Origin of the sequence: Nocardiopsis changdeensis (assembly GCF_018316655.1) — a bacterium.
In the GTDB taxonomy this organism is placed as follows: domain Bacteria; phylum Actinomycetota; class Actinomycetes; order Streptosporangiales; family Streptosporangiaceae; genus Nocardiopsis; species Nocardiopsis changdeensis.
Window position 1 is genome coordinate 5,306,429 of sequence record NZ_CP074133.1, and the last position, 22,615, is coordinate 5,329,043.

Below are 22,615 nucleotides of genomic sequence, written 5' to 3' on the forward strand. Positions count from 1 at the left end.
CCAAATGGTGCGAAGTCACAGATATGATCATCCCAGAGTGACCCCGCAACGACGCACCGGATCGGATCACACCGTCGTTTCCATGGTGTTTCCACATCTTTATCCCTGGCGCCTGCAAAGTCTTTCAATGCTTGCAAGTTATTGCTAACGTCACATCACCACGCACGGCGGAGGCAGGCACCGGAACCCCCGGCGGACCGCACGCACGACCTCCTCAGTCCGTCCTCCCGGAAGGAAGACACCATGAGATTGCGCAGCGCACCGGCGTTCGCGGCCCTCGCCGCGACCGCCCTGATGGCGACCGCCTGCGGAGGCGGCGGCGAGGACGCCCAGGAGGGCACCGACACCACCCTCGTCATCTGGTCCGACCCCGAGCGGGCCGCCGCCATCGAGGCCGCCGCGCAGAGCTTCGCCGACACCAACGGCATCAAGGTCGACGTGCAGCAGCTGGCCTTCGGCGACATCCAGGGCGACCTGCTCAACGCCCACCAGGCGGGCAACGCCCCCGACATCTTCATCGGCGCCCACGACTGGACCGGCAACCTGGTCCGCAACGGCGCCGTGCAGCCCGTCGAGCTGCCCGAGCACCGCGCCGAGACGCTGGACGAGACCTCGGTGCAGGCGCTCACCTACGACGGCCAGCTCTTCGGCGTGCCGTACTCGCAGGAGAACATCTTCCTCATGCGCAACACCGCGCTGGCCCCGGACGCCCCGGAGACCTTCGAGGAGCTCGTCGAGGTCGGCACCTCCCTCAAGGAGAGCGGCGAGACCAGCGAGGTCCTGTCCATGGCCGTGGGCCAGGAGGGCGACCCCTACCGGATGAACGCCCTGTTCACCTCCGCCGGCGGCTACCTCTTCGGCCAGGACGACGAGGGCAACTGGGACCCGACCGACCTGGGCCTGAACAGCGACGAGTCCATCGCCGCCATGGAGAAGATCGCCGAGTACGGCGAGGCCGGCCAGGGTGTGCTGCGCCGCTCCATCGACACCCAGAACGACGCCGCCCTCTTCTTCGACGGCGAGGCCCCGTTCTTCATCGCGGGCCCGTGGAACATCGGCGACGCCGACGCCGCCGACCTGGAGTACGCCATCAGCCCCATCCCGGGCTTCGAGGGCGAGGGCCCGGCCCGCCCCTACATCGGCTACCAGGCCTTCTTCGTCACCGAGGGCAGCGCCAACAGCGCCCTGGCCCAGGAGTTCCTGGCCAACCACGTGACCGACCCGGCGTTCATCCTCAGCCTCTACGAGTCCGACCCGCGCACGCCGGTCCAGCTCGAAGCGCTGGAGGAGGTCTCCGCCGACGACGCCAACATCGCCGCCATCGCCGAGGCCGGCGCCGAGGGCATGCCCATGCCGTCCATCCCCGAGATGGGCGAGACCTGGGAGCCCCTGGGCAAGGCCGAGGCCGCGATCATCGGCGGTGCCGACGTGCGCGAGACCATGGAGAGCACCCACGAAACGATCGCCGAGAAGATCGGCGGCTAGGAGTGTCCTCCCGCAGCAGCGCGGGCGCCCCCGCCCCGGGGGCGCCCGCCCGCACGTCACTGCCCGGCGGCGCCTTCGCCGGCTCCGGCTCCCTCTGGGGCCAGGTCGTCAAGATCGCCCTGCTCGGCCTGTTCACGGCCCTGGGGGTCTGGGCCGCCCTGCCGCTGTACGTCGGCGGCAACTGGGCGGGCATCGCCGTCGTCGCGGCCGTGCTCGTCCTCGTCTACTGGGTGTACCTGTCCAAGAGGACGGTGCCGCTCAAGTACCTGCTCCCCGGTGTCCTCCTCCTGATCACGTTCCAGATCCTGCCGGTGCTCTACACCATGAGCACCTCGGTCACGAACTTCAGCGACGGCCACCGCGGCGACAAGGAACAGGCGATCGCCGCCATCGAGGCGTACTCGGTGACCCGCGCCGAGCAGGGCCGCGAGTTCGGCCTCACCGTCGCGACCACCGGCGACCCCGAGAGCGGCGAGCTGGTCTTCCTCCTCACCGACCCCGAGGGCGCCGCCTACGCCGGCGACATCGAGGGGCTGCGGCCCCTGGACGAGGCCACCGTCGACCCCGCCTCCGGCCGGGTCACCGAGGCGTTCGGCTACACCGTCCTGTCCCCCGCGCAGGTCAACGCGCGCAGCCAGGAGCTGGAGGAGTTCGCCGTCCCCGTCGGCGACGGCGCCGGCATCCGGGCCAGCGGCCTCTCCACCGCCTACGAGGGTCGGGCCACCCGGGTCTACGACGCCGGGTGCGACTGCATCACCGACGCCTCGACCGGGGTCGTCTACACCGCGGACGACGAGCGCGGCGCGTTCTACAGCGAGGACGGCGAGCGGCTCGCCCAGGGCTGGCGCGTGAACGTCGGCTTCGACAACTTCGCCCGGTTCCTGTTCAACCCCACCTTCGCCTCCTCGTTCTTCTCCATCCTGGTGTGGAACATCGGCTTCGCCGTGGCCGTCACCGGCCTGGTGTTCGTGGTGGGCCTGGCGGTCGCCCTCACCCTGCACGTACCGAAACTGCGGGGGAAGCAGGCGTACCGGATCCTGGTGGTCCTGCCGTACGCGATGAGCTCGCTGGCCATGTACCTGCTGTGGCGGGACATGTTCAACACCGACTTCGGCCTGTTCAACCAGCTGCTCGGCACGAACGTCGACTGGTTGGGCGACGCCTGGACGGCCCGGTTCGCGGTGATCCTCGCCAACGTGTGGCTCGGCTACCCGTACATGTTCCTGGTCGCCACCGGCGCCCTCCAGGCCATCCCGCGGGAGCTGACCCAGGCGGCGCGGATCGACGGGGCCGGGGCCTGGCAGGCGTTCCGGCACGTGACCCTGCCGATGCTCATGGTCGCGATGACGCCGATCCTCATCGCGACGTTCGCGTTCAACTTCAACAACTTCAACGCGGTGTGGCTGATCACCAAGGGCGGGCCGTTCCCGCCGGACGACCCGTCCGCGGGGGCCACCGACCTGCTCATCACCTACACGTACCGGATGGCGTTCAGCCAGGCCACCGCCGAGTACGGGTACGCGGCGGCGCTGTCGGTGATGATCTTCGTGATCGTCTCGGTGATGTCGGTGATCAGCCTCAGCCGCAGCAAGGCCCTGCAGGAGGTGGACCGATGACCGCGACGACCCGGGGGTACCGGCGCAGTACCGGCTCCGCGTTCGCGCTGTGGGCGGCGCGGTTCGGCTGGCGGCACGTCGTGATGATCGCCGTCGCGGCGTTCGCGCTGTTCCCCGTGCTGTTCGTGGTGTCGGCGGCGGTCAACCCCGTCGGCACGCTCAGCAGCGCCCGGCTCTGGCCGACCGGGGCCGGGCTCGACAACGCCGTGGACCTGTTCCGGAACACGCCGTTCACGACCTGGTACGCCAACTCGCTGTTCTTCGCGGTGGCCAACGCCGCGGCGACGGTGTTCCTGTCGGCGCTGGCCGCGTACGCGTTCAGCCGGATGCGGTTCCGGGGCCGCCGGGTGGGGATGATCGGCCTGCTGATCATCCAGATGTTCCCGCAGTTCCTGGCGATCGTCGCGATCTACCTGATGTTCAGCACCGTCGGCGAGTACCGGCCCGAGATCGGGTTCGACACCCGGTGGGGGCTGCTGCTGGTGTACCTGGGCGGGGCGCTGAGCATCAACACGTGGCTGATGAAGGGCTTCTTCGACACGGTGCCCACGGAGCTGGACGAGTCCGCCCAGATCGACGGGGCCACCCACGCGCAGGTGTTCTTCCGGATCATGCTGCCGCTGGTCACGCCGGTGCTGGCGATCGTGGGCCTGCTGGTGTTCATCTCCACCATCAACGAGTTCCTGATGGCGAGCGTGTTCCTGCGCGACACCGACGCCAAGACCCTGGGGCTGGGCCTGTACCAGCTGGTGGAGTCGCAGCGCAACGCGAACTTCGGGATGTTCTCGGTGGGGGCGGTCATGCTGTCCCTGCCGACGCTGATCGTGTTCTGGTTCCTCCAGAGGTACATCACCGAGGGGCTGACCGCCGGAGCGGTCAAGGGCTGACAGGGGCCTCGGCCCGCCGTACACGCGACGAGGGGCGCCTCCCGAGGGGGGCGCCCCTCGTCCGTGCCCGCCGCTGCCTGACCGGCACAACAACGCAGGGGCGCCCCGTGGCGGGGCACCCCTGCGCGGCGTTCTCGGCGGGAGGACTACTTCTTCTTCTTGTCCTCGCCGCTGGTGTCCGTGGACAGCGCGGAGATGAAGGCCTCCTGGGGGACCTCGACCCGGCCCACCATCTTCATGCGCTTCTTGCCCTCCTTCTGCTTCTCCAGCAGCTTGCGCTTACGGCTGATGTCGCCGCCGTAGCACTTGGCGAGCACGTCCTTGCGGATGGCGCGGATGTTCTCGCGGGCGATCACCCGGGCGCCGACGGCCGCCTGGATCGGCACCTCGAACTGCTGCCGGGGGATGAGCTCGCGCAGCTTCTTGGTCATCTCGACGCCGTAGGTGTACGCCTTGTCCTTGTGGACGATCGCCGAGAAGGCGTCCACGGCCTCGCCCTGGAGCAGGATGTCGACCTTGACCAGGTCGGCGCGCTGCTCGCCGGTGGGCTCGTAGTCCAGGGAGGCGTAGCCCTTGGTGCGGGACTTGAGGTGGTCGAAGAAATCGAAGACGATCTCCGCCATCGGCAGGGTGTAGCGCATCTCGACGCGGTCCTCGGACAGGTAGTCCATGCCCTGCATGTCGCCGCGCCGCTCCTGGCACAGCTCCATGATCTGGCCGATGTAGTCCGAGGGGCTGAGCACCGTGGCCTTGACCATCGGCTCGTAGATCGCGGCGATCTTGCCCGCCGGGAACTCGCTCGGGTTGGTCACCACGTGCTCGGTGCCGTCCTCCATCTCCACCCGGTAGACCACGTTGGGCGCGGTGGAGATGAGGTCGAGGTTGAACTCGCGCTCCAGCCGGGCGCGGGTGATCTCCAGGTGCAGCAGGCCCAGGAAGCCGCAGCGGAAGCCGAAGCCCAGCGCCGCCGAGGTCTCCGGCTCGAACACCAGGGCGGCGTCGTTGAGCTGGAGCTTCTCCAGGGCGTCGCGCAGCACCGGGTAGTCGGTGCCCTCGATCGGGTACAGGCCCGAGAACACCATGGGCTTGGGGTCCTGGTAGCCCGACAGCATCTCGGTGGCGGGCCGGTTCAGGGCGGTGATGGTGTCACCGACCTTGGACTGGCGCACGTCCTTCACACCGGTGATGATGTAGCCGACCTCGCCCACGCCCAGGCCGTCGCACTTGGTGGGCTCGGGCGAGCTGACGCCGATCTCCAGGATCTCGTGGGAGGCCCGGGTCGACATCATCTGGATGCGCTCGCGCGGGCTGAGGCGGCCGTCCACCACGCGGACGTAGGTGACCACGCCGCGGTAGGTGTCGTAGACCGAGTCGAAGATCATCGCGCGGGCCGGGGCGTCGGCGTCGCCGATCGGCGGCGGGATCTGCCGGACGATCTCGTTGAGCAGCTCCTCGACGCCCTCGCCGGTCTTGGCGCTGACCTTGAGCACGTCGGAGGGCTCGCAGCCGATGATGCCGGCCAGCTCCTCGGCGTACTTCTCCGGCTGGGCGGCCGGCAGGTCGATCTTGTTGAGCACCGGGATGATCGTCAGATCGTTCTCCAGCGCCATGTACAGGTTGGCCAGGGTCTGGGCCTCGATGCCCTGGGCGGCGTCCACCAGCAGGACCGCGCCCTCGCAGGCGGCCAGCGAGCGGGAGACCTCGTAGGTGAAGTCGACGTGCCCGGGCGTGTCGATGAGGTCCAGGGTGTAGGTCTTGTCGTCCAGCGCCGTGAACGGGATGCGCACGGCCTGCGACTTGATGGTGATGCCGCGCTCGCGCTCGATGTCCATGCGGTCCAGGTACTGGGCCCGCATCTGACGGTCCTCGACGACGCCGGTGATCTGGAGCATCCGGTCGGCCAGCGTCGACTTGCCATGGTCGATGTGCGCGATGATGCAGAAGTTGCGGATCAGCGCGGGATCGGTCCGGTTCGGCTGTGCCACCGTGCTCCGTTCGACTAAGGGTTCGGGGTGTGCGGCCCGCGGGGCCGTCGTCCATCCTCCCACGGAGGAGTGCGCGCCCTCCCCTTGGGCGGGCGGCGGACGGTGCGACAGTATGGTCGCGCACGCGGGACTGTCCGGTGTCCAGATTATGCGACCTCCGAGCCACTCGGGGCGCGCGAACCGTGGGGGTGGCGGCGGTGAAGTGGTTTCTGACCCGGCTGCTGGCGGGTGCGGCGGCGGTCGCCGTCGTCCTGGCCGGAGTGGGGGTGCTGCTGGCCGCCCAGTATTCGGGGACCCCGGCGGCGTGGGCGGTCTCCCAGGGGACCGACGCCGTGTGGGTGGACTCCGCCGACGACGCCGGGGACCTGCGCGCGCTGCTGGACACCGGCGCGGTGGACACCGTGTACCTGCTCGCCGGGGAGATCGGCGCCGACGGGGACGTGACCGCCACCGACGACCTGCGCCCCCTGGTGGAGGGGTACCCGGACGTGCGGGCGCTGGCCTGGCTGCGGCACGCCACCGAGGGGTCGTCGCTGCTGAGCGACCGGTTCGACCGGCAGGCCCGGGAGAGGCTCGCCCCGGCCGCGGCGCAGACCGCCGAGGGGTACGCGGGGGTGCACCTGGAGATCCGGCCGGTGACCGTCAACGACCCGTCGATGCCGGCGCTCGTGGAGATGGTGCGCGGGGAGCTGGGCGGGGACGCGGTGCTGTCGGTGCTGGCGCACCACGTGGAGCTGGCCCCGGGCGGGCGCATCCCGTCCTTCCTCATGAACGGCGAGGAGAAGTACTGGTCCAAGGGGTACCTGGCGCGGGTGACCGAGCACGCCGACGAGGTGGTGCTGCCGGGGACGGACCCGGGGATGCCCGCGGACGCCATGGACGGCGGGTTCACGGTGCGGCAGGTGACCGAGGCGGTGTCGGCGCTGAGCACCCGCGAGGAGGTGACGGTCCGCTTCGGGGTGCCCCCCGGCGAGCAGGCGGAGACGGCGCTGGCGGCGATCCGCATCGGCACGACGCGGGCGCAGGCTCCCGAGCGGGTGCGCCTGGGGGTGAGCCTGTCCGATCCGGCGGACCTGCGGCTCTACACGGCAGGGTGGCTGGGCTGAGCAGTGGGCGCCATGCGGCATACTGGAAGTCCGTGTCTCGGACTTCCACGTTCTTTCAAGCCCTGTGGAACCACACACCCGGCGTCGACGCCCGTGTCGGCCGCTCACGGAACGGCTGCCCGTGAGCAGAGCCCGCGGATCGACCGGCGCACAAGCACAGATCAACTGGAGCACGTTTTCGCATGGCGAACATCAAGTCGCAGAAGAAGCGCATTCGGCAGAACGAGAAGGCCCGTGTCCGCAACCAGGCGGTGCGCTCTTCGCTGAAGACGGCCGTCCGCCGGTTCCGTGAGGCTGCCGAGACCGGGAACGTCGAGCAGGCCACCGTGGCCCAGCGCTCCGCCGCCCGCGCCCTGGACAAGGCCGTGAGCAAGGGCGTCATCCACAAGAACCAGGCCGCGAACCGCAAGAGCGCGATCGCCAAGCGCCTGCACGACCTGCAGAGCGCCTAGAGCCCTTCCCCGAAGGCCCGGCCCCGTGCGGGGGCCGGGCCTTCGGGTTATCCACAGGCCGCGCACACCCGCTGGCACACGGTGACCGGGCTCCCTACCTTGGGCTCATGACCCCTCGAAACGACCAGCAGGAACGACTCCGGGCCCTGGGCCTGGACGCCTCACCGGCCGCGCGCCGGCTGCGCGCCCGCATCCCGCGCCCCGCCCCCGAACCCGCCGAGGGCATCCCGAGCGCCCCGTACTCGGTGGACGCCTGGCCCGAGCGCGACCCGCACGACCGCGCCCCGGCGCCCCCGGACCCGGAGCCGGACGCCGCCCGCACCGTGCGCACCCCGCCGCCGCGCGACCCGCCCCCGTGGACCGGCGCCCGGCTCCCCCACCCGCCCCTCACCGACGGCACCACCGAGCGCCTCCACCCGGCCCGCCCCCGCCCGTCCGGGGCGCCCCCGACCACCGCCCCGCCCTGGGACACACACCCCACCCCGGAGCGCACCCGCAGCGGGAGCGACCCCACCCCGGACGGTGGCCCCCCGCGTGCGGGCAGGGCACTCCCGGACCACGACACACACTCCATGGCCGGGCACCCCCGGAACGGGAACGGACCGCCCCCGGACGACGGCTCCACCCACCCGGCCGAGGCGCCCCCGCCCTGGGACACACGCCCTATCCCGCAGCGCCCCCGGAGCGGGAGCGTCCCCGCCGCGGCCTACAGCCTCTCCTACACGACCACCCCGGACCACGACACACGCTCCATGGCCGGGCACCCCCGGGACGGGCGCGACCCCGGCCCTGACGGCAGCCCCCCGCGCCCGGGCCGGGCGCTGGCGCGTGACGGGGACGAACCCACCTCGGGCGATGGCCCTCTGCGTGCGGGCGGGACGCCTCCTGGCCGAGACGCACGGCCCACGGCGGGGCGCTCTCGGAACGGGCGCGGCCCCGATCCGAACGGCGGCTCCACGCACGCGGGCGGGACGTCGGCGGGTGACAGGGGCGAGCCGGGGCACGAGGGGCTCGGCACGGTGTCGGCGTGGCGGCGCGCGGGCGCCGGGGCGCGGCGGCGGGCCGACGGGGACCCCGGCTCCGGGGTGCGCGGGGGCGCGGACGGCGCTGCCCCTGCCCGGCGGGACGGGGAGGAGCGGATCCCTCGGGTGCCGAGCGGGTACACCGAGTTCCTCCCCCCGCGGGGCGGGCTCGTGGAGCGGCTGGCGCGGCGGTGGCCGCCCGAGGCGACCATGTCCCGGCGGGCCGTGGCGGCCCTGCTCGTCGTGGCGGTGGCCGCGGTCGCCGCCGTGCTGCTCCTGCGCGAGCGCCCCACAGAGGTCGTCGCGCCCGAGACCGTCGCGCACACGCTCCCCGCCGAGGCGGCCACGCCCAGCGCCGCGGCGGCCTCCCCCGAGGCGGACGTGGTCGTGCACGTGGGCGGCGAGGTCGAGGACCCCGGGCTGTACACGCTGCCACCCGGTTCGCGGGTGGCGGACGCGGTGGAGGCCGCCGGGGGCGCACTCCCCGACGCCGACATGGACCTGCTCAACCTGGCCCGCTCCCTGGTGGACGGCGAGCAGATCCTGGTGGGCCTGCCGCAGCCGGAGGCGGCGGCCCCGTCCGCGGGCACCGCCGGTGGCCCGCTGGTGAACATCAACCAAGCCGACGAGACGGAGCTGGAGACGCTGCCCCGCGTGGGCGAGGTCACCGCGGTCAACATCGTCTCCTACCGCGAGGCCAACGGGCCGTTCACCAGCGTGGACGACCTCCTCAACGTCGACCGCATCGGCGCCAAGACCCTGGAGGAGATCCGCCCGCACGTGACCGTCGGCTGAGGACCGGGGCCCGGAGCGCCCCGGAAGGAGGTGGTGGAGGTGGTGGTGTGGCTGGGGACGGACGGGTACGGGGTGGGGCGGCCGGTGGACCTGCGGTCGGTGGTGCCCGCCGCGGCCGCGTGGGCGGCCGCGCTGGCCGCCCTCGCGGCACCGCCCTGGGCGGCGTGGGCGCTGGGCGGTGCGGCCTGGTGCGCGGCGGTGCTGGTGTTCCTGCTGGCGCGGGCGCCGGCCGAGGCGCTGGCGCTGACCACCGCCGCCGCGCTGGCCTGCGCCGGGACCGTCGCGGTGGTCGCCGGGGTCCAGGTGCACCGGGTGGCGGTCGGCGCGGCCCGGGCCGCCGTGGAGGCGGGCGGCGAGGTGGAGTTCACCGCCCGGGTCACCGGCGACCCGCGGGCGCGCGCCGGGACACCGCGGCCGGGCCGGCCGGAGTGGCTCGTCCACGCGCGGGTGAGCGCAGCGGACGGGCGCCCGGGGAACGCCGAACCCGTGGTCCTGCTCGCCTCCGGCCGGGAGTGGCCCCGGCTGCTGCCCGGCCAGTCCCTCACCGCCCGCGGCGTGTTCGTCCCCGCCGAGGACGACCCCTTCCTCGGCGCCCTGGTCCTGGTGCGCGGCCCGCCCCTGGAGGTGGCCCCGCCCGACCGGTGGCAGCGGTTCGCCGGCGACGTGCGGGCCGGGCTGCGCGGCGCCGCCGCCGGCCTGCCCGAGCCCGAGCGCGGGCTGTTGCCCGCCCTGATCGTCGGCGACACCTCCGGGGTGGACGAACAGGTGGCGGAGGACTTCCGGGCGACCGGGATGACGCACCTCCTCACCGTCAGCGGCGCCAACCTCGCCATCCTGACCGGGGTGGTCGTGGCGCTGGGCCGCCTGGTGCGCGCGCCGCCGTGGTGGACGGTGGCGGGCGGGGCCGTGATGATCTGGCTGTTCGTCCTGGTCTGCCGCCCCGAACCCAGCGTGGTGCGGGCCGCCTTCATGGGCTCCCTCGCCCTGCTGGCGCTGGCGACCGGCCGCACCCACATGGCGCTGGGCGCGCTGGGCGTGACCGTGGTGGGGGTGCTGTTCGCCGCCCCCGCCCTGGCGTCCTCCTACGGCTTCGCGCTGTCGGTGCTGGCCACCGCGGGCATCGTGCTGCTGGTGCCGCGCTGGACCCGGGAGTGGTCGGCGTCGGTCCCCCGGGTGGTGGCCGAGGCCCTGGCCGTGGCGGTGGCCGCGCACCTGGCGGTCGCCCCGGTGGTGGTGACCCTGTCCGGTGAGGTGTCGTGGGTGGCGGTCCCCGCCAACGTGCTGGCCGCCCCGGTGGTGGCGGTGGTGACGGTGCTGGGCTCCCTGGTCGCCGCCCTGGCGGTGGTCGCGCCGACGGCGGCGGCCGCGGTGGCGGTGGTGCCCGGCTGGGGCGTGGCCTGGATCGCGGCGGTGGCGCAGGCGGGCGCCCGCGTCCCGTACGGGGCGCTGCCCTGGCGGACCGACCTCGCGGGGGCGCTGCTGCTGGCCGTCCTGGTGGTGGCGCTGGTGGTGTCCCGGGGCCGGGTGCGGCGGGTGCTCGCCGCCGGGACGGCGGCGGTGCTGCTGCTGGCCGCCGCGGCGCGCTGCCTGCCCGGCGGGTGGCCGCCGCGGGACTGGGCGGTGGCGGCCTGCGACGTGGGCCAGGGCAGCGCCTTCGTGCTGTCGGTGGCTCCCGGTGCCGCGGTGGTGGCGGACACGGGCCGCGACCCCGAGGCGGTCGACGCCTGCCTGGAGCGCCTGGGCGTGCGCGAGGTCCCCCTGCTGGTGCTGAGCCACGACCACGCCGACCACGTGGACGGCACCTCCGGGGTGCTGAGGCACCGCCGGGTGGACCGGGCCCTGGTCCCGCCGGGGTTCGGCGGCTCCCCGGTGGGCGGGCTGCTCGCGGGGGCCGGGGTGGAGCAGGCGGCCGCCGAACGCGGGGACCGGCTGCGCGTGGGCGCCTGGACGCTGCGCGTCCTGTGGCCGCCGCCCGGCTTCCGCGGCTCCGTCAACGACGGCTCGGTGGTGGTGCGCGCCGATGCCCCTCACCTTTCGGTGCTGCTGCCCGGCGACGTCGAGGAGGAGGCGCAGCGCCGGCTGCTCGGGGAGCCGCTGGCCGTGGCGGTGCTGGCGGTCCCCCACCACGGGTCGGCCGCGCAGGTCCCGGAGTTCCTGGAGGCCACGGGGGCGCGGATCGCGCTGACCTCAGTGGGCGCCGACAACCCCTACGGCCACCCGGCGCCGTTCACGCAGAGCGTGCTGCGCCGGATGGGCGCGCTGGACCTGCGCACCGACCTGTCGGGGGACATCGCGGTGGTCGGCACCGGCGAGGGCCCCGTGGCGCTGGTCCGGGGCCCCGACCGGTCGCTTCGGCGCGCGGGAGGTCGGTGGGGCGTGGCATGCTCGTGGTATGCCTGCACCCGCCCCGATCACGCTCATCGTCGGCGACGAGGAACTCCTCGTCGACCGGGCCGTCGCCGCCATCGTGGCCGCCGTCCGCGCCGAGGACCCGGAGGTGGACGTCCACGATCTGGTCCCCGCCCAGGTGGGCCCGCACACCCTGGTGGAGGTCACCTCGCCGTCGCTGTTCGGCGACCGCCGGGTGGTCGTGCTGCGCTCCTCCCAGGACCTGGTCAAGGACCTGGCCGAGACGGTGACGGCCTATCTCAAGGACCCGGCCGACGACGTCACCCTGGTCCTGACCCACGCGGGCGGCAACAAGGGCAAGGCCCTGCTGCAGGCGGCGCAGAAGGCGGGGGCGGCCCGGATCGACTGCAAGGGCCCGACCAAGGGCCCCGAGCGCGTGGCGTTCGTCAAGGCCGAGTTCTCGGCGGCGGGCCGGCAGATCACCCCGGACGCCGCCCAGGCGCTGCTGGACGCGGTCGGCAGCGAACTGCGCGAGATCGCGGCGGCCTGCACCCAGCTGATCGCCGACACCGAGGGGCGGGTGGACGCCGCCGCGGTGGCCCGCTACCACTCGGGCCGGGCGGAGGCGTCGGGGTTCACCGTCGCGGACCGCGCGGTCGAGGGCCGCCTGCCCGAGGCGCTGGAGCAGCTGCGCTGGTCGCTGGCGGTGGGCACCGCCCCGGTGCTGATCAACAGCGCGCTGGCGGGCGCGGTGCGCGGCATCGCCGTGGTGGCGGGCCCCTCGCGCGGGGGCTCGGACGCCGACCTGGCCAAGAGCGCCAAGGTGCCGCCGTGGAAGCTGCGCACCCTGCGCCAGCAGGCGCGCGGCTGGTCCCCGGCGGGCATCGGTCGGGCGATGGCGGTGGTGGCCGAGACCGACGCGCTGATCAAGGGCGCGGGCCGCGACCCGGAGTACGCCCTGGAGCGCGCCGTCATCGAGATCGCCCGGGCCCGCGGCCGCCGCTAGGCCCTGCTTCTCCGGGCGGGTCGAGGCGCGGAGCCGGACCGAGGCTCCGGCACGGCCGCGTCGGGGCCCCCGGCCCGCCCGTCCCGGCGGTCACGCCCCGGGTTCCGTCCGGACAGGCCGGTCACCCGCTCCACGGCAGGCGACCCGGCCTTGCCCTCGTACCTGTCGGCCTCGGTTCCGGGTTCCGCCCGGACAGGCCCACCGCCCGCTCCACAGCGCAGCGCTCGCGGCAGGCGGCCCGGCCTCGCCTTCGTACCTGTCGGCCGCGGTCCCAGGTCCCGCCCGAACAGGCCAGCGCCCGCTCCGCGGCGCAGCACTTGCGGCAGGCCCCGGCCGCCCCCTCGTCCCGGACGGTCGCGGCCCCGGGTCCCGTCCGGACAGGCCGGCGCCCGCTCCGCGGCGCAGCGCTCGCGGCAGGCCCCCGGCCGGGGCCGCCCGCCGGCGCACCTCAGCTAGTGGATGGTGCGGCCGCCCTGCCACACGTGCAGGGCCTTGAGGCCCATCGACCACGCGAACGCGCCCTCGTGGTCGGCGTCCCACTGGACCAGGTCGGCGAGGCTGCCGGGGGTGAGCATGCCGCGGTCGGCGATCCCCAGGGCGCGGGCGCCGCCGACGGTGGCGGCGTGCAGCGCCTCCTGGACGGTCATCTGGAACATGGCCACGGCCAGGGAGATGATGAGCGGCATGGACGTGGCGCCGCTCTGCCCGGGGTTGTGGTCGGTGCCCAGCCCGACGGGCACCCCGTGGTCGAGCAGGGACCGCACCGGCGGGCGGCGGCGCTCGTGCAGCGAGGTGGTGGGGCAGGCCACCACGGGGGTGCGGGTGGCGGCCAGCGCCAGGATGTCCTCGTCGTCGGTCTCGTGCAGCAGGTCCACCGAGGTGCAGCCGAGCTCGGCGGCCATGCGCACCGCCCCGTGGCGGGGGCGCGAGCAGGCGTGCAGCGTGGTGCGCAGCCCGACGGACTGGCCCACGGACAGCAGCATCCGCGCGTCGTCGGTGGTGAACTGCCGGTTGTCGCAGTAGACGTCCACCCCGTCGGCGCCCACCTGGGCGGCGTCGGCCAGCCAGGAGGCGGCGGTGGCGACGTACTCGGCGGGGCGGCCGAAGAACTCCGGCGGCACCCCGTGGGCGGGGAAGAACGTGATGTGCAGGCGCGGCATGCCGGGCTCCTCCTCCAGGGAGCGCAGCAGGCGCACGTCGGCCAGTTCGCCGTCGCGGGTCAGGTGGTAGCCGGTCTTGGCCTCGACGGTGGTGGTCCCGGTGATGACCCAGTGCCGCAGCCGCTCCCGCACGGCGTTGCACAGCGTCCAGGGGTCGGTTCCGCGCGTGATGGTGACGGTGGTGGACACCCCGCCCCCGGCCGCGAAGATGTCCCCCTGGGAGGCGCCCTTGGCCCACATGCTGACCTCGGCGTAGCGGTCGCCCGCGTAGACGGGGTGGCAGTGGGCGTCGATGAGTCCGGGCGTGATGAGCCCGCCGCCGATGTTGATGATGTCGTCGACGTCGGTGAGGTCGTCGTAGACCCCGGGCAGGTGCTGGGGCAGTTCGGCGGCGGGGCCGACCCAGGCCACCCGCTCGTCGTCGATCAGGAGCGCCGCCTTGGTCAGCATCTCGTCGCCGGTCCACAACCGACCGATGTTGCTGAGGAGTACGACCGCCATGGTCAGCCGCCGGTCAGTTCCGCCGCGTGGAGGGAAGGGAGGGGTCGTGCAGGGAACGGGCGGACATGGCGACCTCGTATCTGGAACGATCCGACAGGGCCGACGGGGGCGGCCGGGGGCACCGCCGCGCGGGTCGGGGATCGCGGCGCGCCGGGCGCGCCGTGTCCGCCGGGCTCTGGGGCTGCGGCAGGTGCTCCAAAACCGTAGTCCATTCCCGGACTCCGTGTACACCTCTCCACAGGGACGAATGCGAGCGTTCCGCCGTATACCTCGCGAGAGGCCGACGTGACGAACCCCATGTCCGCCCGCGGCGACCTGCGGACATCCGATGTCCGGCGGGCACGCGGACCCCCGTTCGCGAACGTGAGACCCCTCCGGCCGCGGCGCATCCGGCTCCGGACGCACGGAACGGGCCCGGCCGTGCGGCCGGGCCCGTTCGAGGGCCGGTCAGGCGGTGCTGAGGGCGAACTCCTCCAGCCTGCCCGCCAGGACCTGCGAGACGAAGGCGTGCAGCTCGGTGCCCTCCTCGGTGTGCTCCTCCGCGAGGACGCGCCCCTCCTCGTGCACCTTGGCGACCAGGTCGCCGCGCGAGTAGGGCACACGGACGCGCACCTCGTGCGCGAGCTCGGGCAGCGACTCGGCCAGGGCGGTGACCAGCGCGGCCACGCCCTCCCCGGTCCGGGCGGAGACCTCGACCATGTCGGGGTAGCGGGTGCGCAGCGCCTTGAGCACGTCCGGGTCGGCCGCGTCGACCTTGTTGACCACGATCAGCTCGGGCACGTCGGTGGCGTCGATGTCGGCGAACACCTCGCGCACCGCGGCGATCTGGCTCTCGGGGTCGGGGTGCGACCCGTCGACCACGTGCAGGATGAGGTCGGCGTCGGCGACCTCCTCCAGGGTGGACCGGAACGCCTCCACCAGCTGGTGCGGCAGGTGCCGGACGAACCCGACGGTGTCGCTGAGCGTGAACGCCCGGCCGTCGGGCGTGCGCGCCTGGCGGACCGTGGGGTCCAGGGTGGCGAACAGGGCGTTCTCCACCAGGACTCCGGCGCCGGTCAGCCGGTTGAGCAGGCTGGACTTGCCGGCGTTGGTGTACCCGGCGATGGCCACCGAGGGCACCTGGCGGGTGCGGCGGACGTCGCGCTTGACGTCGCGGGCGATGCGCATGTGGGCGAGCTGCCTGCGCAGCTTGGCCATCTTGTCGTTGATGCGCCGCCGGTCGGTCTCGATCTTGGTCTCACCGGGACCGCGCAGGCCCACGCCGCCGCCGGCGCCGCCGCCACCGGACCCGCCGGCCTGGCGGGACAGGCTGTCGCCCCAGCCGCGCAGGCGCGGGAGCAGGTAGTTGAGCTGGGCCAGTTCGACCTGGGCCTTGCCCTCGCTGCTGCGCGCGTGCTGGGCGAAGATGTCCAGGATGAGCGCGGTGCGGTCGACGACCTTGACCTTGACGACGTCCTCCAGCTGGCGCAGCTGGCCGGGGGTGAGCTCACCGTCGCAGATGACGGTGTCGGCCCCGGTGGACTCGACGATGTCGCGCAGCTCGGCGGCCTTGCCCTTGCCGACGTAGGTGGCGGGGTCGGGCTTGGAGCGGCGCTGGGTGAGGCCCTCCAGGACCATGGCCCCGGCGGTCTCGGACAGCGCGGCCAGCTCGACCAGCGAGTTGTCGGCGTCGGCCTGGGTGCCGCTGGTCCACACGCCGATCAGGACGACGCGCTCCAGCCGCAGCGACCGGTACTCGACCTCGGTGATGTCGGTGAGTTCGGTGGACAGCCCCTGGACGCGGCGCAGCGCGTGCCGGTCGGCGAGTTCCATCTCGCCCTGGTCGGGGACGTCCCCGTACGGGTGACGGTCGCCGCCGGTGTCGCGACGGGACCCCTCACCGCTGTCGGTCCCGTTCCCGTCGGCGAACGTGTCGTGGAGCCTCTCCTCGTCGGCGGCCTCGAAGGCCGCGCGGGTGCTTCCACGGGTTTCAGCAGTACTCATATCCCTCCAGGTGGGTCAACGCGATCACCGGGGTGATTCTTCCCGGTCCGCGCCGCGCGGACCACCCCGTCGATGGTGACACGCGCTTCCCGGCGGGGCACCTGAATTATCGCAGGCCACGTGGCGGAAGACACTCTGCCGTCGCGGGGTCCTCAAATGCCTTCTATCGGCCTGGACACAAGAACCGCGGAAGTTATCAGAGAATTTTCAACAAGCTTCACGCTGTGCGAAACTTCGTAGTCATGCAGGGTGGGGGCTGCGTTGACCCCGCCTCATCGACAACGGTAGCGTTTTCCACATCCCAGAAGCTTGTTTCGTATTGCGGAAGGTTTGCCATGGGCGCCACCCACGGGGTCGAGATCACCGGCCCCCTCAACGACCGGTTCGACGAGATCCTCACCGACGAGGCGCTCGCCCTCGTCGCCGAGCTGCACCGCGCCTTCGAGGAGCGCCGCCAGGAGCTCCTGGCCGCGCGCAGGGTCCGTGAGGAGCAGGTCGCCTCCGGTACCGACCTCGACTTCCTCCCCGAGACGAAGCACATCCGCGAGGACGACTCCTGGCGGGTCGCCCCGCCCGCCCCCGGCATCACCGACCGCCGCGTCGAGATCACCGGCCCTACCGAGCGCAAGATGACCATCAACGCGCTCAACTCCGGCGCCAAGGTGTGGCTCGCCGACTTCGAGGACGCCAACACCCCGCTGTGGGAGAACATGATCCAGGGGCAGCTCAACCTGCGCGACGCCCTGGACCGCACCATCGACTTCACCTCCCCGCAGGGCAAGACCTACGCCCTGAAGGACGACGGGGAGCTGGCCACCATCGTGGTCCGCCCGCGCGGCTGGCACCTGGACGAGAAGCACATCCTCGTCGACGGCCAGCGCACCAGCGGCGGCATCGTCGACTTCGCCCTCTACTTCTTCCACTGCGCGCAGCGCCAGCTGGACAAGGGCAAGGGCCCGTACTTCTACCTGCCCAAGATGCAGAGCCACCTGGAGGCCCGGCTCTGGAACGACATCTTCGTCCTGGCCCAGGAGCGCCTCGGCATCCCCCGCGGCACCATCCGCGCCACCTGCCTCATCGAGACCATCCCGGCCGCGTTCGAGATGGAGGAGATCCTCTACGAGCTGCGCGAGCACTCCGCGGGCCTGAACGCCGGCCGCTGGGACTACCTGTTCAGCATCATCAAGACGCACCGCACCCGGGGCCGGGCCTTCGTGCTGCCCGAGCGCAACGCCGTCACCATGACCGCGCCGATGATGCGCGCCTACACCGAGCTGCTGGTCAAGACCTGCCACAAGCGCGGCGCCCACGCCATCGGCGGCATGGCCGCGTTCATCCCCTCCCGCAGGGACGAGGAGGTCAACAAGGTCGCCTTCGCCAAGGTCCGCGACGACAAGTCCCGCGAGTCCGGCGACGGCTTCGACGGCTCCTGGGTCGCCCACCCCGACCTGGTGCCGATCGCCATGGAGGTCTTCGACGGCGTCCTGGGCGAGAAGCCCAACCAGATCGACAGGCAGCGCCCCGAGGTCGAGGTGACCGCGGCCGACCTGCTGGCCGTGGACCGCACCCCGGGCGGCGTCACGCAGGCGGGCCTGCGGGGCAACATCAACGTCGCGCTGCAGTACCTGGCGGCCTGGATGGGCGGCAACGGCGCGGTGGCGATCCACAACCTCATGGAGGACGCCGCCACCGCCGAGATCTCCCGCTCCCAGATCTGGCAGTGGCTGCACAACGGCATCACCCTCGACGACGGCCCCGAGGTCACCGCCGAGCTGGTCACCCGGATCATCGACGAGGAGCTGGCGGCCATCCGCGAGTCCCAGGGCGCCGCCTTCGACGAGGGCCTGTACAAGCAGGCCAAGGAGCTGTTCTCCGAGGTCGCGCTGGCCGACGAGTACATCGACTTCCTCACCCTGCCCGCCTACGAGCGCATGCCGTAGGACGCACCGGGCCCCGCGCCCCGCATCCGGCGGCCTCCCACCGGGAGGCCGCCCCGCGGCGGCCCGGGCCACCGGCCCACGGGGCGGCGGTCCCTCCGGACCGCCGCCCCTGCGTGTACCTCACCGACGGCACATTCCGCCCAACGAAAGAGAAATTCCGCACGCCCCTCTTGTGTCTCGGGCCACACGGCCGTAGTTTTCCCTCGCGGGGCCGTCCACACAGAGGTCTGACCGCACCCGCGCCGACAGCCCGGGAGGCGCCATGCCCGACACCGCCGACCCGATCCCGGCCGCCGTGGCCGCGCTCGTCCCCCGCCTGCGGGAGATCTGCGGCGAGGACGGCGTCCTGACCGACGCCTCGCGGCGCCGCGTCTACGACAGCGACGGCATCACCCACCACCGCGAGGTCCCCGGTGTGGTGGTGCTGCCCACCACCGCCGAGCAGGTCGCCGCCGTGGTGGGGCTGTGCGCCGAGACCGGGGTGCCGTTCGTCCCCCGCGGGGCGGGCACCGGACTGTCCGGTGGCGCGCTCCCCCACCCCGAGGGCGTGCTGCTGACCACCTCCCGCATGCGCCGCATCGTCGAGGTCGACCCCGACAACGAGTGCGCCGTGGTCGAGCCCGGGGTGACCAACCTCGACGTCAGCCGGGCCGCCGCGCCGTACGGCTACTACTACGCGCCCGACCCCTCCAGCCAGCAGGTGTGCTCGGTGGGCGGCAACGTCGCCGAGAACTCCGGGGGCGCGCACTGCCTCAAGTACGGGTTCACCGTCAACCACGTGCGCGGACTGGACGTGGTCACCCCCGACGGCGCCCTGGTCCGCCTGGGCGGCAAGGCCTCCGAGGCGCCCGGCCACGACCTCATCGGCGCGTTCATCGGATCCGAGGGCACCCTGGGCGTCGCCACCCGGATCACCGTGGGCCTGACCCGGCTGCCCGAGCGGACCGTCACCCTGCTGGCGGCGTTCACCTCCATGGACGCGGGCGGGCGCGCGGTCGGCGACATCATCGCCGCCGGGGTGCTGCCCTCGGCGATCGAGATGATGGACGCCCTGGCGATCGAGGCCGCCGAGGCCGCCGTGGCCTGCGACTACCCGGCGGGCGCCGCGGCGGTGCTCATCGTGGAGCTGGACGGCCCTGCCGCCGAGGTGGAGGCCGAGCTCGCCGAGGTGACCCGGCTGTGCGCGGCCGCGGGGTCGTTCGAGACCCGCACCGCCGCCGACGCCGACGAGCGGGCCCGGATCTGGAAGGGCCGCAAGTCGGCGTTCGCCGCCGTGGGCCGGATCAGCCCCTCCTACATCGTCCAGGACGGGGTGGTGCCCCGCACCGCCCTGTCCGAGGTGCTGCGCCGCATCACCGAGCTGTCGGAGGAGAGCGGCATCCGGGTCGCGAACGTGTTCCACGCCGGGGACGGCAACCTGCATCCGCTGGTGCTGTTCGACGACGCCGAACCCGGGGCGGGCGAACGCGCCGAGGAGGTATCGGGGGCCATCCTCGACCTGTGCGTGGAGCACGGCGGGTCCATCACCGGCGAACACGGGGTGGGCGTGGACAAGGCGTGCAAGATGCCGCGCATGTACTCCCCCGACGACCTGGCGACCTTCGACCTGTTCCGGAGGGCCCTGGACCCGGAGGGCATCGCCAACCCGTACAAGCTGCTGCCCACCCCGCGCCTGTGCGGGGAGAGGCCGGGCGTGCGCACGGGTGTGCACCCGCTGGTGGAGTCGGGTCGGGCCGAGCAGTTCTGAGCGAAGGGACCGGTGTGACGCGGCAGGGGATCGAGGGCGTCCGCCCGGGCGGGCCGGAGGACGCCGTGTGCGGCGTCGTCCCGGCGCGCGCGGCGCGCCCGCGGGACGTGGACGGACTGGCGGGGCTGCTGGCGGAGGCGGCCCGGAACGGGTGGTCGGTGGCCGTCCGCGGCGGCGGCACCGCCCTGGACTGGGGAGGCCGGCCGGCCTCCGCCGACCTGCTGGTGGACACCGGAGGGCTGGTCCGGATCGACCACGACGCGGGCGACCTGGTGGTGGAGGTCGGCGCGGGCACGCCGGTGGCCGAGCTCTCGGCGGTGCTCGCGAAGGCGGGCCAGCGCCTGTCGGTCGACCCGGTCCGTGCCGGGGGGACCGTGGGCGGGCTGCTGGCCACCGGCCTGTCGGGGCCGCGGCGACTGCTCACCGGAGCGCTGCGGGACCTGGTCATCGGCATGACGGTGGTGCGCCCGGACGGGGTCATGGCGCGCAGCGGCGGCCGGGTGGTCAAGAACGTCGCCGGCTACGACCTCGCCAAGCTGCACGTCGGCGGGTACGGCACCCTCGGGGTCATCGCCTCCGCCGCCTTCCGCCTGCACCCCCTGCCCCCGGCGCTGCGGCTGCTGGAGCTGCCGCTGCCCTCCCTCGCCCACGCCGAACGCCGCCTCACCGTGCTGCGGGCGAGCCACGCCGTGCCCGCCGCGGTGGAACTCGACTGGCCCGTGGAGGGGCGGTCGCGCCTGCGCGTCGTGCTGGAGGGCACCCCCGAGGGCGTCGACTCCCGTGCCGCCGGGCTGCTGGAGTCCCTGGCCCCCGGGCTGCCCGCCGAGGAGGTGCGGGTGGCCGACCGGCTCCCCGACGACTGGGGCCTGCTGCCGGCCGAGGGCACCCTGATCCGCCTGTCCGTGCCCCCGGCGGAGGCCGCCGCGGCCGCGGCCCGCGCCGCCGAGCTGGGCGGGGCCGTGGACACCGACGTGCGCACCACCGGGTCGGCGCGGGCCGGGACGCTGGTCACCGCCGTCCCGCCGGGCGCTTCCGTGGCCGCCGTCACCGTGCTCCTGGAGGGGCTCCGCTCCCACTCCGGCTGGACCGCGACCGTCGTCCGGGCGGAGGAGCACCTGCACGCGGCGGGCATCGACCTGTGGGGCGAGGTGCCCGGACTCGCGGTGATGCGCGCGGTCAAGGACGCCATGGACCCCGGCCACCGCATGGCACCCGGGCGCTTCGTAACCGGCGCCCCGCACACCCCCAGGGAGGAATGACCGTGACCGACCTGCCCGACCCCGCCGCCGACCGCCCCTTCGAGGAGCTGCTGGGCGACTGTGTGCACTGCGGCTTCTGCCTGCCCACCTGCCCCACCCACGTGCTGTGGGGGCAGGAGATGGACTCCCCGCGCGGGCGCATCCACCTCATGGCGCAGACCCACGACGACGTGCTCACCGAGGCCGCCGTCGGCCACTTCGACAACTGCCTGGGCTGCCTGGCCTGTGTGACCGCCTGCCCCTCGGGGGTGGCCTACGACGCCCTCATCGACCGCACCCGGGTCCGGGTGGAGGAGGAGCACCGGAGGCCGCTGCCCGAGCGGGCGCTGCGCGGCGCGGTGTTCGCGCTCTTCCCCCACCGGCGGCGGCTGCGCATGCTGCGCGGCCCCCTGCGCGCCTACCAGGCGTCGGGGGCGTCCGCGCTGGTGCGCCGGTCCGGGCTGCTGGACCGGGTCTCCCCCGCGCTGGCCACCATGGAGCGCGTCGCCCCGCCGCTGTCGGCCCCGCCGCCCGCCCTCCCCGAACTGGTCCCGGCGGTGGGCCGGGCGCGGGCCCGGGTGGGGATGCTGCTGGGCTGCGTGCAGGACGCGTTCTTCCCCGACGTGAACACCGCGACGGCGCGGATCCTGGCGCTGGAGGGCTGCGACGTGGTCGTCCCCCGCGACCAGGGCTGCTGCGGCGCGCTCTCGGGCCACGCCGGGCGGGGCGCCGAGGCGGCGGGGTTCCTGGAAGCGCTGATCGGGGCGTTCGAGCGCGCCGGCGTGGAGCGGATCGTGGTGAACTCGGCGGGCTGCGGCTCGGGGATGCGCCACGCCGAGCGGGTGCTGTCCCAGGCCGGGGCCGACGACTCCCTGGTGCGGCGGGGCCGGGCGTTCGCCGCCAAGGTCGTGGACCTCACCGAGTTCCTGGTGGACCTGGGGCCGGTGGCCGAACGCCACCCGCTGCCGCTGCACGCGGCCTACCACGACGCCTGCCACCTGTCCCACGGCCAGGGCGTGACCCGCCAGCCGCGCGCGCTGCTGGCGGGCATCCCCGGGCTCACGCTGTCCGACCTGCCGAACAGGGAGATCTGCTGCGGCTCGGCGGGCGTCTACAACCTCTTCAACCCCGAACCGGCCCGGGAGCTGGGCGACCGCAAGGCCGCCGACGCAGCCTCGACCGGCGCCCGGCTGCTGGTGTCGGGCAACCCCGGCTGCTCGCTGCAGGTCGCCTCGGCCCTGGAGAGGGCGGGCACCCCGATGGCGGTGGCGCACACCGCCCGGGTCCTGGACGCCTCCCTGCGCGGCCTGTCCGTGCGGAGCCTGCTGGGAGACGGCTGAGGC

The 22,615-nt window shown here is 73.6% G+C and carries 14 protein-coding genes and 1 pseudogene; 12 read left to right on the plus strand and 3 right to left on the minus strand.

The window, feature by feature from the left end; translation table 11 throughout:
• Positions 1–243: 243 nt before the first annotated feature.
• Genes KGD84_RS24100 through KGD84_RS24110 form a run of 3 tightly spaced genes read left to right on the plus strand, consistent with a single transcriptional unit; the run spans position 244 to position 3,988 of the window.
• Positions 244–1,485 carry a sugar ABC transporter substrate-binding protein gene (locus tag KGD84_RS24100; protein ID WP_220562653.1) on the plus strand — a complete coding sequence of 414 codons (1,242 nt, stop codon included), beginning with the start codon at positions 244–246 and terminating at the stop codon, positions 1,483–1,485.
• Positions 1,486–1,487: 2 nt separating this feature from the next.
• Positions 1,488–3,101 (plus strand): ABC transporter permease subunit, encoded by a 1,614-nt coding sequence (locus tag KGD84_RS24105; RefSeq protein ID WP_220562654.1) that lies wholly within the window; start codon positions 1,488–1,490, stop codon positions 3,099–3,101.
• Positions 3,098–3,988: a sugar ABC transporter permease gene (locus KGD84_RS24110; protein ID WP_220562655.1), complete on the plus strand. Its 891-nt coding sequence runs from the start codon at positions 3,098–3,100 to the stop codon at positions 3,986–3,988. Before KGD84_RS24105 ends, KGD84_RS24110 begins: the two co-directional genes overlap by 4 nt.
• A 146-nt stretch (positions 3,989–4,134) precedes the next feature.
• Here KGD84_RS24110 and lepA read toward each other — a convergent pair whose 3' ends face one another.
• On the minus strand, positions 4,135–5,973 hold the full coding sequence (gene lepA / locus KGD84_RS24115; RefSeq protein WP_220562656.1) for a translation elongation factor 4: 1,839 nt from the start codon (positions 5,971–5,973) through the stop codon (positions 4,135–4,137).
• Between the two features lie 197 nt (positions 5,974–6,170).
• Here lepA and KGD84_RS24120 point away from each other — a divergent pair, with 197 nt between their 5' ends.
• The 5 genes and pseudogenes from KGD84_RS24120 to holA all read left to right on the plus strand — a co-directional run bounded on the left by KGD84_RS24120 (position 6,171) and on the right by holA (position 12,703).
• The gene (locus KGD84_RS24120; protein WP_220562657.1) at positions 6,171–7,079 is read left to right on the plus strand and encodes a hypothetical protein; all 909 of its coding nucleotides are present in this window, start codon (positions 6,171–6,173) and stop codon (positions 7,077–7,079) included.
• A gap of 182 nt (positions 7,080–7,261) precedes the next feature.
• Entirely contained in the window at positions 7,262–7,531 is a 270-nt protein-coding gene (gene rpsT, locus KGD84_RS24125) for a 30S ribosomal protein S20 (protein WP_220562658.1), read from the plus strand.
• A gap of 107 nt (positions 7,532–7,638) precedes the next feature.
• Positions 7,639–9,348, plus strand: a complete 1,710-nt coding sequence (locus tag KGD84_RS24130; RefSeq protein WP_255646774.1) for a ComEA family DNA-binding protein — start codon at positions 7,639–7,641, stop codon at positions 9,346–9,348.
• Between the two features lie 39 nt (positions 9,349–9,387).
• Positions 9,388–11,691, plus strand: a pseudogene (locus KGD84_RS24135) (ComEC/Rec2 family competence protein); the annotation flags it as partial.
• 49 nt (positions 11,692–11,740) lie between these two features.
• Positions 11,741–12,703, plus strand: a complete 963-nt coding sequence (gene holA, locus KGD84_RS24140; RefSeq protein ID WP_220562659.1) for a DNA polymerase III subunit delta — start codon at positions 11,741–11,743, stop codon at positions 12,701–12,703.
• Between the two features lie 452 nt (positions 12,704–13,155).
• On the opposite strand, the gene KGD84_RS24145 is transcribed toward holA, so the two are convergent.
• Together KGD84_RS24145 and hflX are read right to left on the minus strand one after the other, a co-directional pair.
• A complete protein-coding gene (locus KGD84_RS24145; RefSeq protein ID WP_220562660.1) occupies positions 13,156–14,364 on the minus strand; it encodes an amidohydrolase family protein in 1,209 nt (402 codons plus the stop codon).
• Between the two features lie 447 nt (positions 14,365–14,811).
• Positions 14,812–16,347 (minus strand): GTPase HflX, encoded by a 1,536-nt coding sequence (gene hflX, locus KGD84_RS24150; protein ID WP_220562661.1) that lies wholly within the window; start codon positions 16,345–16,347, stop codon positions 14,812–14,814.
• Between the two features lie 335 nt (positions 16,348–16,682).
• Between hflX and aceB the strand changes: the two genes are divergently transcribed.
• The 4 genes from aceB to KGD84_RS24170 all read left to right on the plus strand — a co-directional run bounded on the left by aceB (position 16,683) and on the right by KGD84_RS24170 (position 22,612).
• Positions 16,683–18,287, plus strand: a complete 1,605-nt coding sequence (gene aceB / locus KGD84_RS24155) for a malate synthase A (protein WP_220562662.1) — start codon at positions 16,683–16,685, stop codon at positions 18,285–18,287.
• Positions 18,288–18,549: 262 nt separating this feature from the next.
• The gene (locus KGD84_RS24160; protein WP_220562663.1) at positions 18,550–20,034 is read left to right on the plus strand and encodes an FAD-linked oxidase C-terminal domain-containing protein; all 1,485 of its coding nucleotides are present in this window, start codon (positions 18,550–18,552) and stop codon (positions 20,032–20,034) included.
• A gap of 14 nt (positions 20,035–20,048) precedes the next feature.
• Complete coding sequence (locus tag KGD84_RS24165; RefSeq protein ID WP_220562664.1) at positions 20,049–21,293, plus strand: FAD-binding oxidoreductase; 1,245 nt, start codon at positions 20,049–20,051, stop codon at positions 21,291–21,293.
• Positions 21,290–22,612: a (Fe-S)-binding protein gene (locus KGD84_RS24170; protein ID WP_220562665.1), complete on the plus strand. Its 1,323-nt coding sequence runs from the start codon at positions 21,290–21,292 to the stop codon at positions 22,610–22,612. Before KGD84_RS24165 ends, KGD84_RS24170 begins: the two co-directional genes overlap by 4 nt.
• The last annotated feature ends 3 nt before the right edge of the window (positions 22,613–22,615 follow it).

Coding starts and splice junctions, on each gene's coding strand:
- KGD84_RS24110 (WP_220562655.1), top strand. CDS start 3,098: ATGACCGCGACGACCCGGGGGTACCGGCGCAGTACCGGCTCCGCGTTC.
- KGD84_RS24130 (WP_255646774.1), top strand. CDS start 7,639: ATGACCCCTCGAAACGACCAGCAGGAACGACTCCGGGCCCTGGGCCTG.
- KGD84_RS24145 (WP_220562660.1), bottom strand. CDS start 14,364: ATGGCGGTCGTACTCCTCAGCAACATCGGTCGGTTGTGGACCGGCGAC.
- rpsT (WP_220562658.1), top strand. CDS start 7,262: ATGGCGAACATCAAGTCGCAGAAGAAGCGCATTCGGCAGAACGAGAAG.
- aceB (WP_220562662.1), top strand. CDS start 16,683: ATGGGCGCCACCCACGGGGTCGAGATCACCGGCCCCCTCAACGACCGG.
- holA (WP_220562659.1), top strand. CDS start 11,741: ATGCCTGCACCCGCCCCGATCACGCTCATCGTCGGCGACGAGGAACTC.
- KGD84_RS24100 (WP_220562653.1), top strand. CDS start 244: ATGAGATTGCGCAGCGCACCGGCGTTCGCGGCCCTCGCCGCGACCGCC.
- KGD84_RS24170 (WP_220562665.1), top strand. CDS start 21,290: ATGACCGTGACCGACCTGCCCGACCCCGCCGCCGACCGCCCCTTCGAG.
- KGD84_RS24160 (WP_220562663.1), top strand. CDS start 18,550: ATGCCCGACACCGCCGACCCGATCCCGGCCGCCGTGGCCGCGCTCGTC.
- hflX (WP_220562661.1), bottom strand. CDS start 16,347: ATGAGTACTGCTGAAACCCGTGGAAGCACCCGCGCGGCCTTCGAGGCC.